This is a genomic window from Cohnella sp. GCM10027633 (assembly GCF_042675445.1).
GTDB lineage: Bacteria > Bacillota > Bacilli > Paenibacillales > Paenibacillaceae > Cohnella.
The window spans coordinates 390659-406485 of the sequence record NZ_JBHTGV010000002.1; the positions used below are offsets into that span (position 1 = coordinate 390659).

8 protein-coding genes are annotated in these 15827 nt (G+C 57.2%); all 8 read left to right on the forward strand.

Going from position 1 to position 15827, the window contains the following annotated elements; genetic code table 11:
* The first annotated feature begins 382 nt into the window (after nt 1–382).
* Nucleotides 383–4447 carry a cadherin-like beta sandwich domain-containing protein gene (locus ACFQZG_RS06280; protein WP_378150705.1) on the forward strand — a complete coding sequence of 1355 codons (4065 nt, stop codon included), beginning with the start codon at nt 383–385 and terminating at the stop codon, nt 4445–4447.
* A gap of 232 nt (nt 4448–4679) precedes the next feature.
* Nucleotides 4680–6428 carry an ABC transporter ATP-binding protein gene (locus tag ACFQZG_RS06285; RefSeq protein WP_378150706.1) on the forward strand — a complete coding sequence of 583 codons (1749 nt, stop codon included), beginning with the start codon at nt 4680–4682 and terminating at the stop codon, nt 6426–6428.
* Nucleotides 6418–8199, forward strand: a complete 1782-nt coding sequence (locus tag ACFQZG_RS06290) for an ABC transporter ATP-binding protein (protein ID WP_378150707.1) — start codon at nt 6418–6420, stop codon at nt 8197–8199. The genes ACFQZG_RS06285 and ACFQZG_RS06290 overlap by 11 nt, the downstream gene beginning before the upstream one ends.
* 148 nt (nt 8200–8347) lie before the next feature.
* Complete coding sequence (locus tag ACFQZG_RS06295) at nt 8348–9100, forward strand: stalk domain-containing protein (RefSeq protein ID WP_378150708.1); 753 nt, start codon at nt 8348–8350, stop codon at nt 9098–9100.
* A gap of 15 nt (nt 9101–9115) precedes the next feature.
* Complete coding sequence (locus ACFQZG_RS06300; RefSeq protein WP_378150709.1) at nt 9116–9631, forward strand: DMP19 family protein; 516 nt, start codon at nt 9116–9118, stop codon at nt 9629–9631.
* 108 nt (nt 9632–9739) lie between these two features.
* Nucleotides 9740–12904 (forward strand): alpha-mannosidase, encoded by a 3165-nt coding sequence (locus ACFQZG_RS06305; protein ID WP_378150710.1) that lies wholly within the window; start codon nt 9740–9742, stop codon nt 12902–12904.
* 173 nt (nt 12905–13077) lie between these two features.
* Nucleotides 13078–14550 (forward strand): spore germination protein, encoded by a 1473-nt coding sequence (locus ACFQZG_RS06310; RefSeq protein WP_378150711.1) that lies wholly within the window; start codon nt 13078–13080, stop codon nt 14548–14550.
* A gap of 83 nt (nt 14551–14633) precedes the next feature.
* Nucleotides 14634–15815 (forward strand): Ger(x)C family spore germination protein, encoded by a 1182-nt coding sequence (locus ACFQZG_RS06315; RefSeq protein ID WP_378150712.1) that lies wholly within the window; start codon nt 14634–14636, stop codon nt 15813–15815.
* Nucleotides 15816–15827: the final 12 nt, after the last annotated feature.

Below are 15827 nucleotides of genomic sequence, written 5' to 3' on the forward strand. Positions count from 1 at the left end.
GAGCTCCGCCGGGCCGAAACTCGCGCTGTAACACGATAAAACCGCGCTACTGAGCACCGGCGGGCTGAAACTCGCGCTGTAACACGGTAAAACCGTGCTATTGAGCTCCGCCAAGCGGAAACTCGCGCTGTAACACGGTAAAACCGTGCTACTGAGCTCCGCCGCGCTGAAATTGGCCAGTAGCACGATATAGCCTCGCCATGCTGCCGGTATATGACGGGATCATGACGCTCTTGGGTTCGAAATTACCAAAAGTTAGAGAAAAATGTGGCAACATTCGACAGAATCTCCGATAATACTAGGTAGGACAGATGCCCTTCATTCGCAATCGCGAAGGCGGGATTCCTCTGTCATTTGCAAAGTACGGGAGTGATCGGAATTGTTGTCTATTCGACGCGCGAATCGGACGCTGCTGGCGTTCGTTCTCTTATGGGTTACCGTAATCGCCTGCATCGGCGCGGAGGAAGCCTCCGCGGCAACGTCGCGGGTGGCCGTCATTAAGGAATTGAAGGGCGCCGTCAAGGTGAAGAAGGCGGGAGGCTCCAAGGAATTCACCGCATTCGCGAAAATGAGCCTGAACGAAGGGGACGTGTTGGCGACGGGGGAGGGAGCGACCGTCGTGCTTCAGTTCGCCAACGGCACGAAGGAAGACGACAAGATGACGGTGTCGTCGAATACGAAGCTAACATTCTCGAAGTTGTCGGATAAACGCGGCACGACGACGAAGGTGAGCATGTACCAAGGCTCCGTATGGGTCGACGTTCGGTCGATCTCCACGTCGAACGACGAGTTCACGTTAGAGACCCCGACGGCGGTCATGGGCGTCCGCGGCACGCATCTGCTCGTCAGCGTCGATCCGGCGACGGGGGATACGCGGTTGACCGTAGCGGCCGGCGTCGTCCGCACGGAGACGAAGGTCTCCGGCGGCGGTCGGGAAGAGGACGTTTATCCGACCCAGCGAGCGATTATTACGGGGGATGAAGAGGAGCGGCAAGGAGACATCTACATCGCCCCGGTCGATCTGTCGCTGCTCATGAGCCAGAGCGACGCGAACATCGTGTCGGCGATACTCGGCAGCGCCGCGGATATCGTCGACGAGAACGCGGATTACGCGGAGCGATACGAGGAAGAAGGGTTGCCTGAGCAGCTCGGCGACTCGGCTGCGGATTTGGCGCGCTTCAAGGCGAACACGGAGCATTTGTTGGGCGCTATTGCCGACCAAGCGGTGAAGGACGGATTGTTGACTCAAGCGCGGCTGGAACAAATCGTCGAGGAAGTGAAGCAACAGTCCGGACTGACGCTGGATTTGACGAAGAAAACGCTTGAGGTTACCTCCGAGGAGAAGCGGACGCAAGAGGATCAGCTCCGACTTGAAGAAGAGCGCAAGCAGCGGGCGGAGGAGCTTCGCAGGCAGGAGCAGGAGCGTCGCCTAGCCGGCGAAGCACTGGCGAAGCAGCTCGAAGAGGAAAAGAAACGGCAGGCGGAAGCGAATAGAAAAGCAGGGGAAGATCGGAAGAAGAAGGCGCTGGAAGCTTACGAGAGCCGGTTGACGGAAGCGGAGAAGCTCGCGTTCGAGCAGGAGAAGAAGCGTCGGGAAGCGGAGCTTTCGGGGGCGAGCGCGCCGCCGCCGTCTACGCCGTCTACGCCGTCAACACCGCCGCCGTCAACACCGCCGGTGCCTTCGGATGACGCGACGCTTAGCGATCTTCGGGTCAATGGGACGACGATAGCAGGCTTCTCGGCCGGCGAGACGGATTATCTCTTGCCTGTATCGGCGGAAACGTATTCGCTGTCAATCTCTCCGTTCGCGGCCGCCGGCGCGACCGTCACGGTCGCCGGTCATTCGGTCTCCAGCGGAGCTGCTCGCAACGTAAGCCTAAAGGCGCCTGGCCTTGACACGTTCATTGCGGTCGTCGTGACCGCGGAGAACGGCGCGAACAAGAAGACGTATACGATCGCGGCTCGCCGCGCGGCCGTTCCGCCTCCGGTGAACATGCCGCCGACGGACATCGTGTTGACTAGTCCGATCGTAACGGAAGAGTCTCCGGTAGGTACGTTCTTCTCGGGCATCTCCGCGGCCGATCCGGACAGCGGTCCTCCGTTCGTCTATGAGCTCGTATCCGGCGTAGGGGATGACGATAACGGCTCGTTTTCTATCGCGTTCGACAACGATTACGGCGTCTATCGGCTGGCCGTTAACGCTAGAATCGACTACGAGACTCAACCGATATACAGCATTCGCCTGAGGGCGACGGACAGCCAGGGAGCATCGTTCGAGAAGGCGTTGCAGATTGAAGCCTGGAACGTGAACGAACCGCCGACCGCGATCGAGGTTGCGGGACTGACCGTCAGCGAGGACGAGCCGTTGTCGGGATCCTTGGCTCCTTATGTCGGCGACCCGGACGCGAACGCGACGCTTGCTTACGTCTGGCAACCGCCTTCGTTCGGAACGGTGACAATCGAGTCCGACGGCAGCTTCGAATACATGCCTAATGCCAACTATGTCGGAGCGGACAGCTTCCTGTACAAGGTGTCCGACGGTCAAGCGTATTCCGATTACGCGACCGTGTCGATTACGGTCTTGCCTATCGACGATGCGCCTACGAATCTCGTGCTCTCTAACGAGAGTTTCGCGGAGAATATCGCTATCGGTTCGATTATCGGCCAATTCAGCGCAGTCGATCCGGACGACGGCGATACGTTCACGTACGAGCTAGTCGCAGGTACGGGAGGGCAAGACAACGGGGCGTTCGCGGTCGTAGGCAACGAGTTGTCCTCGACTTCTGCGTTCAACTACGAGACGAAGAGCAACTATAGCATCCGGGTGCGCGTCACCGATTCCGACGGATTAACTTTTGAGAGGGCATTCGCGCTCGTGGTCGCGGACGCCAACGAATCTCCGACTAATATCGCCCTTGACGACGCAAGCTTCTACGACTACACGACCGGCGGTACGGAAATCGGAACGCTGAGCGCGACCGGCGGGACGGGACTTATCGCGTATACGCTCGTAACCGGATCAGGAGACGACGATAACGGAATGTTCGCGATCAGCGAGAGTCGTCTACGGACTTCCGCGTCTTACGACGACGGCTTCAAGGGCAATTACCATATACGAGTTAAGGCTTCATCTTACGAGGGTTCATACGAGAAGAGCTTGACGATCTCGACGTCCAATTCGTTCGTATACTCGGATATTCTGAGCTATGCGGGCAACGACAAGATTACATCTACGGCGTTCTCCTCGACGGGAATCGTTAGGGTTAACGGACACGAATTTATCGGCAGCCTGTCGTCCGCGGCGCTCGGATATCAAGTCGCGTTCAGGGCAGACGTAAGCCGGGCTACTTCCGTCTATGTCAACGGAAGCGCATCGCCGCTCGCTCCGGTAGGGGGACGTTACTACTTCGATATCGTATCCGGGTGGAACGAAGTCGTCTCGCAAGTCGAAGGACCGGGCGGGGTCGAGGGTGAATACGCCTTTCATATTTGGGTCGGCGACGCACCGCCGGATTCCATGGCGCTGACCGGCATTCAAGCGAAGGACAACGGGGCATCCCTCGTGTCTACGGGCGTCGATGGGATTAACCCGCTCGTCTGGTACGCGCAGGTACAACCGGGGGCCTCATACGTTGATATATCCGCGCAGTTCGCAGACGAAGATACGGAGGTCCGCAGAGTCGTTCTCAAAGAGGGCCAAGAAGCCGAGAAAGTCGGAACGTTGCCGAATGGCTACAGGATTCCTTTTGCCGGAATGGCTACTTACGCCTTCATCCACGCGGTCGACGAAGATGGGAATTCGTTCGTTTATAAGCTGATCGTCGGAACGGAGTCGATCGACGTCGGCCTCTCCGACGTCAAGCTGATCGGACGGATCTGGGCAGGCTACAGCGTGGAGAAGCCTTTGTCCCTGATCGCCGGAACGGCGACGTACGTCATGGCATATGGTCTCGAATCCGGAGGGCACTCGCCCTATATGCTATCGGTCAAACCGATCGCGAACGATTATAACCAGACGATCCGCGTGAACGGCGAAACCGTTGGCAGCGGCGGAACATCGACTTGGACTTCCTTCTCGACGACGGAGCAAGCCGTCAACGTCGAGGTGACCGCGCAATCGGGCAGGAAAGCGAAGTATACGATCAACGCCACGCGGCCGCTTTCGAATACGACCGCCCTGAGCCATTTAACGCTGTCGGGCATTCCGCTGACATTCTCGAATGCCACGTTAAGTTATTCGCTTGGCGTCGCCGTCGGGGTTAATTCGACAACGGTCTCGGCTCCGGCCATCGATTCGAGGACGCAAGTTTGGATTAACGGGGTGAAGTCGACGAGTCGCACGTTCGACCTTTCGATATTGTCGACTTTGACGATTACGATCGAAGTCGTGGCCGAGAGCGGTGCCACCCAGACTTACGAAGTATTCATTACGCGTCTCCTGGTTTAACCCGAAATGATTGAACGGCCAAGGACCGAAGTCCTTGGCCGTTCTTTTTGCGCCTAACCCGGTAACTTCGCGAGAAACAGCATATGCGTCTGTGAGCGACGCGCGGGGCGTATTTTCCTCTGTTTAACGGCGCTATTCGCCTGCATCCTTCCCTTGTTCGCCCGGTTAGAAAGTTCTAAAATGGTGGCGTTAAAGGGTTTCGGGGGAAATTCGGGTAGGAAGTGATGCAGGCTTGAATTCGCAGCGTGTGCTCGTGAGTTACCTGAAGGAGAAGTGGCCGATGTACGCGCTGGCCGTGCTCTCGATCGTGGCGGCGAACGTGATCCAGGCGTATTATCCGAGGCTGCTCGGAAGCTTCACCGATCTATTGCAGCAAGGCGACATGACGCGCGACCGGGTGATCGAGTACAGCTTGTTGCTGCTCGGCATCGGCGTCTCGTTCGCCGTATTGGGCGGACTCGGACAGTATATCATCATGCGGCTCGGCCGAATGTTCGAGTTCGTGACCCGCCGCAAGCTGTTCGATCACTTCACGACGCTCAGCGAACGGTTCTACTCTACTAACGGCGTCGGTAAAATGCTCAGCTACGTCATGAACGACGTCACCGCGGTACGGGAATCGATCTCGATGGGCATCAACCAGACGACGAACGCCGCCATTCTGATCGTGTCGGCGGTCGCGATGATGCTGATCGGGGACATCCCGCTGTATCTGATCGCCGTCAGCGTCTTGCCGCTCGTCCTCATTCCGTGGATCGTCGTGACGTTCGGCCCGGTCATCCGCGGCCGCTCGAAGGAAGTACAGGAATCGCTCGCGCGCATGACGGAATCGGCGGAGGAGCAATTCGGGGGCATACGGGTGACCAAGAAGTTCGCCGTCGAGCGCATCATGATCGGACGGTTCGGCGAGACGGTCGACCGCATCCGCGATAAGCAGCTGAAGCTCGTGCGCGTGTCGTCGCTGTTCCAAGCGCTGATTCCGTTCCTGGGGACGCTGTCGCTCATCGTCGCGATCGTCTTCGGAGGCTATCTGACCATTCATCATCGGATAACGCTCGGCAACTTCGTGGCGCTGACGCTGTACGTGCGCATGATGGTGAACCCGCTGCAGCAGATCGGCAACGTCATCAACACGATGCAGCGATCGCGCGCCTCGCTCGAGCGCATCAACGACCTGCTTGCCACGAGAGGTGACATTATCGAGGCGGAGCAAGCCCAGTCGCGCGACCTGACCAACGCGGCGATCCGCATTCGGGGACTGACGTTCGCTTATCCCGATGCCGAACGGGAGGCGCTGCGGAACATCGATCTGGACGTCATGCCCGGCAAGACGCTCGGCATTCTCGGCAAGACGGGCAGCGGCAAGACGACGCTAGCGAAGCTGCTGCTGCGCGTCTACGAGCCGCCGGCCGGCACGATTCGGATCGGCGAAGCCGACGTGCGCGACTTGACGCTCGAGAGCTTGCGCGATCAGATCGCGTACGTGCCGCAGGACGGCTTCCTGTTCAGCACGACGATCCGCGACAATATCGCCTTCTATCGGCGGGACGCGGCGCTGAGCCAAGTCGAGGACGCCGCCAAGCAAGCGCAAATCTACGGCAACATCGTGGAGTTCCCCGACAAGTTCGAGACGAAGCTCGGGGAACGCGGCGTGACGCTGTCCGGCGGCCAGCGTCAACGAACGAGCCTCGCCCGCGGACTGATCAAGCGAGCGCCGATCATGATTCTGGACGACAGCGTCAGCGCGGTCGATTCGGTTACAGAGACGCGGATCGTCGAGACGTTGCGCGCGCGGCGGAAGAACAAGACGACGATCGTCATCGCCCATCGGATCAGCGCGCTCAAGCACGCGGACGAGATCATCGTGCTGGACGAAGGGCGGATCGCGCAGCGCGGCACGCACCGGGAGCTGCTCGCGCAGCGGGGCCTATACGCCGAGTTGCACGCGATACAGGAGGAGGGGACGCGCGATGCGAACTAATACGGAGACTCCTCCGGAAGCGAAGCCGCCGATCTTCCGCTTCCTGCTCGGTTACGCGAAGCCTCACCGCGGAACGTTCTTCCTGGTCGGCTTCTTCACCCTGCTCGCGATCGCGGCGGACCTTATGCAGCCTTACCTGGTCAAGATCGCGATCGACGACAACATCATGGCCGGCAAGAACGATTACGGCATGCTGCTCGTCATCTGCGGCGTCTATCTGGCCTTATCCGTACTTAGCTTCCTGTTCAACTACCTGCTGAACAATCTGCTCCAGCTGGCCGCGCAGAGTATCGTCGCGCGCATACGCAAAGACTTGTTCGAACATATCACGCGGCTGTCGATGAAGTTTTTCGACCGCATGCCGAGCGGCAGTCTCATTACGCACGTATCGAGCGACACGGAAGCGCTGAATCAGTTTTTCACGCAAGTGTTCATCAGCTTGATCCGGGACGGCATGACGCTCGTATTCATCCTCGCGATCATGTTCCACCTCGACGTAGAGCTGACGCTCTATTGTCTCATCCTGTTGCCGATCATTACGCTGATCGCGGTCTCGTTCCGCAGCTACATGCGCAAGACGTACCAGAATTCCCGGACGGCGCTGTCCAGGCTGATCGCCTTCGCGGCGGAGAACTTGGCCGGCATGAACCTGATTCAGGCGTTCCACCAGGAGAAGGAGCAGGTGAACCGGTTCACGGAACGCAACCGGACGTTCCTCGGCGCCAATCTGCGGGAAGTGCGGACCAACGTGCTCTTCAACCGTTCGTTCGATATGCTAGGCAATCTGTCGGTCGCGTTCGTTACGTGGTTGGGCGGCATGGCGGTGCTCGGCAAGTCGATCGAGTTCGGCGTGCTGTATGCGTTCATCACGTATATTCGTCAGTTTTTCCAGCCGATCAGCAATATTACGCAGCAATGGAACACGATGCAATCCGCTTCGGTCGCCGCGGGTAGGATCTGGAACCTGTTCGACACGAAGCCGGACGTAGGCGACGCGCATGCGCTCATCGAGATAGACCGGGAGAAGGTTCAAGGGCAAATCGACTTCAACGGCATTCGGTTCGCGTACGAGGACGGCCGTCCGGTCATTCATGGGCTCGATCTGCACGTCAAGCCGGGGGAGATGATCGGCATCGTCGGGGCGACGGGCGCGGGCAAGAGCTCGCTGATCGGCCTGCTCTGTCGATTCTACGACGTGAACGAGGGCAGCATCTTGATCGACGGCGTCGACGTTCGCGATATCCCGCAGGAGCAGTTGCACCGGATGATCGGATTGGTGCAGCAGGAGCCGTACTTGTACTCGGGCAGCATCGTCGATAACGTGCGCATGTTCGACGAGACGATCTCCCGCGAGGATGTCGTCCGGGCTTGCAAGCTCGTCGGGGCCGATCAGTTGATCGGTCGAATGAAGGACGGCTACGAGACGAAGTTATCGGAGCGCGGCAGCGGACTATCGGCGGGGGAGAGGCAATTGATCTCATTCGCGCGGATCATCGTTTTCCAGCCATCGATCCTGATTCTGGACGAAGCGACCGCCAACCTGGACTCTTACACCGAGCAGTTGATCCAGCAGGCGCTGCGCGTCGTGTCCCTGCAACGGACGACGCTCGTCATCGCGCACCGGCTGTCCACGATTATGCACGCCGACCGGATCATCGTCATGAGGGACGGCGAGATCGTCGAGGAGGGCGCGCACGAGCACCTGCTCGGGCTGCACGGGTATTACGAGGAGCTTGTCCGGCATTCGCAGGGCAGGCTGGAAGTCGGGTGAGACCGGAATCAGTAAAAATCAGAGAAGCAAGCAAGCCGACTCCTTATCGAGTCGGTTTGTTTGTATTTTAAAGAAAAGTAAAAATCCCCCACATTTATGTGATTGTCTGCTAACATATGGATGATGAAGTTGATAGAGGAGGAAGCACATGATCGGAAAAAAGACGGCGTTGGCGGCGCTCTTATTCGTGCTATGTACCGCCACGACGGCCGAGGCATCGGAAGATGCGATTCGGGCCGAGATTTTCAAGGATGCGCGGTTGATCGTGAATAACGTGCCGGTTCAAGCGAGAGAGGGCGATCCGCCCGTGCTGAACGTGGAAGGGAGGACGTACGTGCCGTTGCGCAAAATCAGCGAGTACTTAGGGGGCGTCGCGAGCTATGATCCGGCCGACCGGTCTGTCTATGTCGATAACGTACCGCACCCGCCGTCAGGTATACCCGAAGTCAAAGCGGCAGCCTCGAACGAGGAATTCACGATTAGACTCTTTTCGCAAAAATCCGTTTATGCAGAGGGAGAGCCGATCAGCGTATGGGCTCGGTTGACCAGGGAGAAGGACGAGCCGATTACGGTCTACCATGGAACGGCGCTCGCGTTAATTCATTTGAAAGACGAAGATGGCTTCTCGGATGTAACGTTAGCCGGACTGTCCTTGGAGACGAGTACTTTCAATAAGAATGATGAATACAATATTAGCCTTCACCCTCTGGCGATTTTCTCCTACAAGGCGTACAAGATGGGCGGAGACTGGGAGGAGTATATGAACAATGGGATTCGTCCGACTGTACTCCCCAAAGGTATATACTCGATTACCGCGGATGCCTATTACAGTTTAGATAAGAAGTTCGTCGCGGAGAGCACAAGAGACCTGCAAGCATCCATCGAAATTACCGTCGAATAGGCAAGGGGGTATGTAATGAGAGCAACGATTAATCGCGAGGATCTTACGTCGGATCAACTAAGCTGGCTGTGCATCGAGCCGATGCTGCTGGCGGTAAGAGGGAAGAGTCTGAACGAGAAACGGGACATGTTCCTCCGGCTGACGGAAGGACAACAGGCGCTGTATCTGTTCTACGCCTATCATAATCATGCCGGCACGCTCGAGGAATTTTACTGGTTCGCCTCGTATTACATCTCCGAAGTCCGATCTTGGGACGATATCGTGCGGGGGCTGCGTTACTTCGGCGATACGGAGCTCGCCGAGCTGCTGACGCGGCTAGAGCGTGTCGTGCAGTGCAAGCTGCGGCACGATGACGAATGGCGCTCGGCGACGGTGGCGGACCTCGAGACGGACGCGCGATTGCGCGGCGAGATCGAGACGATGTACGCGAACTACCGGTCGTTAACGCCGTTGACGATTAAGCGGATGAACGATTGGATCGCGAATCATCGGGACGAGTTCGCCGAGATCTTATCGGCGGATATCAAATAAGCCAATTTTGCCCCGGAATAGCTGGGATCGTCTCGTATAACCCCTTCGTAGAGCGTGCTAGAGTAAGGTATCATGGCGCTTTCTACGTCCTTATGGAGGGATATACGGATGATTCACGAGAGACATATCGGCAAGACGCTAGGCAAGCTGAGGAAGCTGGAAGAGATCTACACGCCGCACATGTTCGTTAAAGTCGGGGAAGCCCGGATGAGCTTCCTGGAGACGGAAGAACAGCTGTACGAAGTTCCCGGAGAAGGCGCAGGCTGGCAACCGGCTGAGGCGGGACAGACGTGGGGCAAGCCTTGGGGATCGGCTTGGTTCAAGGGGACTTATGAGATACCGCCGTCGCTTGACGGCGAGAATGTATATATTCGGGCGCGGACGGACGCGGTCGAGGCGTTGTTCTGGGTGAACGGCGTGCCGAGCGGCATCTATACGCATGCCAAGGACGCGGAAAGCCGCGGCAACCACCATACGCTGCTGCTCGCGAAATCCGCGAAGGGCGGCGATTCCTACGAGCTCGCGTTCGAAACGTACGCGGGCCATCCGGTCGTCGGGACGCAGCCGTACCAGACGTTCCAGACCGGGGACGCGTATCCGACGCGCACGCAGCGCTCCTACCAATCGATCGACGTCATGCTGCGGCGGGAAGACGTGAAAGACTTCGTGTTCGATCTGCGAGCGTTGAACCAGATCGTCGGCTCGGACCGGGTGGACGACTTCCGCAGGGGCCGTATCACGAACGCTCTCCTGGAGGTTTTCTCGTTGTTGGAGCAGTCCCCCGAAGACGAAGTGCCGGAGGCCGTATGGCGGCCTAAGCTGGCGAAGGCACGCGACGTCATGGCGCCGCTGCTCGCCAAGAAGAACGGGGATTCCGCGCCGAAGGCCGCTATCATCGGCCACTCGCACATGGACACGGCATGGCTGTGGACGCGAGACGAGACGATTCGCAAATGCGCGCGAACGTACGCGAACGTGCTCAGCTTGATGGACCAGTATCCGGAGTATATGTTCATCCAGAGCTCCGCGTTCCATGCCGAGCTGATGCGCCGCCACTATCCGGATATCTTCGAGGGCATTAAACGCCGCGTCGCCGAAGGGCGCTGGGAGCCGAACGGAGGCGTCTGGATCGAGTCGGATTGCAATCTCGTCTCCGGGGAATCGCTCATCCGGCAATTTCTGAAGGGTCAGCGCTATACGCGCGAGCATTTCGGTTATACCGCGGATACGTTCTGGCTTCCCGATACGTTCGGCTACAGCGCGGCGATTCCGCAGATCATGGCGGGGACGCACGTTCGATACTTCCTGACGACGAAGCTGTCTTGGAACGACTCGAATATATTCCCTTACGATACGTTCCGGTGGAGCGGGCTGGACGGCACGACGGTGCTGACCCACTTCAACACGATCCATTGCTGGCCGGACGCGGGCACGCTGATCGACCGGGTGTACGGTCCGCGGGGCAACAAGCAGAACAACATCATGCATAAGCAAGTCAACGACATGCGCTTCGTCTCGTACGGATTCGGCGACGGAGGCGGCGGTCCGCAATTCGAGATGATCGAATCCGCGCGGCGCGCGAAGGATCTGGAAGGCGTTCCTCGGACGGAGCACAAGACGGTCAGCGCGTTCATGCGGGAGCTGGAGGCCACCTCGGTCAACATCCCGTCGTACGTCGGCGAGCTGTATTTCGAGGCGCACCGCGGGACGCTGACGCAGATGCACCAGATCAAGCGCAACAACCGGAAGGCGGAGTTCGCGATGCGCAATCTCGAATTCGCCGAAGTGCTCTCTTGGTCGGGAGGACACGGCAAGCCTTCGTCGCGGCGCGACGAGATCTACGAGATTCTATTGATCAATCAGTTCCACGATATTCTGCCGGGCACTTCGATACCGGAAGTGCACGACCGCGCGATCGCCGAGATGGAAGAGGTCATTCGCGAGACGGTGGAGCTTACCGATTCGCGGCTGTCCGAGCTGGCTGCTGTTTCGGGCGGAGATGCGGTGACGGTATGGAATACGCTCGGTTGGGACCGTTCGGATACGATCGCGCTCGAAGGCGTAGGCGCGGGGATCGCGCCGGCGGACCCGCTGCTCGTCGGTCAGCGTATCGTCGACGTCATGGGCCGCGAGAAGCTTCTCGTCGGCGGCGCCGTCGTACCGGGGCTCGGCGCGACGACGATTGCGTTGCAGGCTGCGCCAGGCATGGCGGCGTTCGCGAAGTCGCCGTTCCTAGCGCAAGGCGACCGGGTCGAGACGCCTTACGCCGTCGTGAAGTTCGACGAATCCGGTTATATCCGTTCGTTCGTCGACAAGGCGTCCGGTCGCGAGCTCGTTCGGGGCGACCGCCCGCTGAACGCGCTGTTGATGGGCGAAGATTTGCCGGGATCATGGGACAACTGGGACATCGACCGCGACGTGTTCGGCAAGCTCGACGTACAGACCGATCTCGTCGGCCGCGAAGTGGCAACGAACGGTCCGCTTCAACTGCGTGTCCGCAGCGAGTACCGCATCGGGCATCGCTCGACGCTGAAGCAGGACATCGTGTTCCATGCCGACCGCGCGCAGGTCGACTTCGAGACGGTCGTCGATTGGAAGGAGAAGCACCAACTGCTGAAGGTCAGCTTCGATCTCGCGGTGTCGGTCATGAACGCGCGGCACGAAGTGCAGTTCGGGCATGTGGAGCGCCCGACGCATACGAATACGCCGTACGACCAAGCGATGTTCGAGGTGTGCGCGCACAAATGGACGGATCTGTCCGAGAATCGGTTCGGCGTCGCGCTCTTGAACGATTGCAAATACGGGGTTTCCGTGCAAGGCTCCGACATTCAGCTCACGCTGCATAAGGGCGGCACGCATCCGGATCCGCGCGGAGACGCGGGCATCCACGAGATGACGTACTCGCTGCTTCCGCATGGCGGCGGATTCGGGGCGGAGACGGTCATCCGACCGGCATACGAGCTCAATTCGCCGGTCGTCGCGGTTGCCGGCCGCGCCGCGCCATCGTTCCGCTCGTTCGCGCAGGTGAACGCGCCGAACGTGATCATCGAGGCGATCAAGCCGGCGGAAGACGACCAAGCGTACGTCATTCGTCTCTATGAGGCGGAGCGCTCCGCGGTCAAGGGCGCGAAGCTGCGCTTCGGCGTCGCGCCAAGCCGGGTAGCGCTGACGAACATGCTCGAGGAAGAGCTTCGCGAGCTGCCGGTCGTCGGCGGGGAAGCGGCGCTCGATATCGGGGCTTTCGAGATCGTTACGGTTAAGGTTTGGTTCTGATAGTAACATGATTCATTTGAAGTCACTCTACTAAGGGTGGCTTTTTCTTTTTATATCCTAAAGAATGGTGAATAGGAATTTAGGGATACTACTCCTAATCGTTTGTTTTTCGGAGGGCGGGCAGTTCAGTGTTCAGGTTATGGAATAGGTCGCGCAATTCCAGGAATCCGGTGATGCTCGAGGAATATCATTCCGAAGCCGTAGCCAATGAGGCTATAAACACGGATGTGGAGTTGAACAAAGCGGCGTTCAAAAAAATCTTTAATTGCTGTTCCGATATCGTATTCCGTGACGTTCAGCTGGCCGGTCAGAATCGGTGGCTGATCGTCTACCTCTCGAGCCTGGTCGAAGAAAAGACGATTGAAGATCATGTTCTGAAGCCGCTAATCAACGTCAAACCGGAAGACGAGAGCGTTGAGAAGGTCTCCGCGGGATCCACGACGGTCGCATCCACGATTTCCGACATCGTCCGTTATGTACTAGAGGGCCATGCAGCCTTATTTACGAACGGGGAAAGCGATGCGCTTATCGTCAAGTCTTCGGGCTCCGCTGCGCAGCGGAGTCCTGAAGAGCCGACTTCCGAACCCGTTATCAGAGGTCCGAGAGACGGTTTCATCGAAAGTATTTCCACGAACATCGCCTTGATACGCAAACGAATCAAGTCATCGCGACTAAAGACCGAATCCTTCAAGATTGGGCGGTTAACCCAAACCGAAACAGTCATCACTTATATCGACGGCATTGCCTCCGAATCCATGCTTGATGAAATTCGGAAAAGGGTGACCCGGATTCAAATCGACGGCGTAATCGATTCCGGCTACATAGAAGAATTTATCGAGGACGATCCCTATTCTCTCTTCCCTCAAGTCCATAGCACGGAACGGCCGGATGTTGTGGCTTCGGAGCTTTTAGAAGGAAGAATCGGCATTCTGGTCGATACCTCTCCATTTGTTTTGATTGTCCCCATGACGTTCTGGACCGGGCTTCAGGCAAGCGAGGATTATTACGTTCGCTGGCCCATCGCGACCTTTACGCGGTGGATCCGGTTCATGTTCATCTTCTTTGCCATCTTTGCGCCTTCCCTGTACGTGGCGATAACGACCTTCCATCAGGAAATGATCCCGACGAATCTCGTTCTTAGCATTGCCTCCTCCAGAGAGCCCGTTCCTTTTCCGGCTTTGGTCGAAGCCTTCTTGATGGAAATCATTTTTGAGGCATTGCGGGAAGCAGGGATTCGCTTGCCCAAGCAGATCGGACAAGCGATCAGTATCGTGGGGGGGTTGGTCATAGGTCAGGCTGCCGTGCAGGCGGGGATTATATCCGCCCCGGTCGTTATTATCGTATCCATTACAGGAATCGCAACGTTTACTATTCCACGGTACAGCTTAGCCAGCGGAATCCGTTTACTTCGATTTCCGATGATTTTCATAGCGGGTACGCTCGGGTTATATGGAGTGATATTGGGGTTTCTGGTAATCCTGGTGCATATCACGTCCCTTCGTTCGTTCGGCGTTACCTATTTTGCACCGACTCCCTTTACGCTCGTCGATTTGAAAAATGTATTGTTCAGAGCGCCTAAATGGGCTTCCAAGCACCATTTGCAACAGACGGCACCCGACAATCGGAACCGTGAACCCAAGGGTTAGCGGCCGAGTCCCAGGCGAAGTAAATCGCCGGCCGATCTTGGCAAAGGTTTCATCCTAATACGAAAGGAGGTAAGAACTTCAGTTTGAAACGGTTCCTCATAATAGGCTCTCTGTCAGCGGTTTTGTTGTTAAGCGGATGTTGGGACCGCATTGAAATTAACGATCTTGCGTTCATCACCGGTACGGCATTGGATTTAACGGATGACGGGCAATACGAGGCGGCATTGCAGATCGCGCTTACATCGGCAGGAGAGGGAGGGCCGGGAACCGGAGGGAGCGGCCGGCAAGAGCCGTTTTTTGTCATTTCCGCCGTTGGCGATAATGCCAATGAAGTGCTGCAAAAGCTTCAAAGTAAAAGTTCTCGACGATTGTTTACTGCCCATCGCAGCGTCATTTTCATCGGTGAATCGTTAGCCAGGCGCGGGTTCGAAGACCTGCTGGATACCTTTACGCATGACCCTCGCAATCGATTGAAAACCTATATCATGGTGGTGAAAGGGGGGAAGGCGCAAAGTATATTGCATACGAAATACCCCTTCGAGCAAGCACCTATTCAAGCCGTTAAAGAAATGGAAGAATTAAAGGGCGAATTGGCGGTGACGCTGCGTGATTTTTTCATTGCGTCGTCAAGCGAGGGGATCCATCCGGTATCGGGCGTGATCGAGTCCGAAGACGCTTCTTCCATGGGGAAGAAGGATGACCGGATTTTTAGATCAGGGGGATCGGCTCTGTTCAACCATTTTAAATTGGTCGGATATTTAAACGAAAAAGAGACAAGCGCATTTTCATGGGTTACGAACACGCTGAAGTTCAGCAGAGTTACGGCAACATTGCCAGAAGACAAGGGAAATGCGGGGATGTTCTTAAACCAAGTCAAACGAAAAATGAACATTCAACTTAATGAGGATGACCAAGTAAAAATCCACCTCGTATTGCGGGGGGATGGAAGCATCGTCGAAAATAATACCTCTTTGGATCTCAGAGATCAGGCAAATCTTGAATTCATAAAGCGAGAACTGGAAATCTCGGTTGAGAACCAAGTGCGAAGTATGTTAACGAAAGTCCAGAAACAGTACGGGATAGATTGCCTAGGCTTCGGCAGGGAAATTTTCAGAAGCCATCCTAATAAGTGGAGAACGATGGAAGGGCAATGGGATAAAACCTTCTCGGATGTGGACGTTTCGATTGACGTAAAGCTGAAGATAAGAGGAACCGGGATGGCGGGCCCATCGCTGCAATTAACCGAAAAGGAGATTCGGAAATGATCGCGCAAAGAT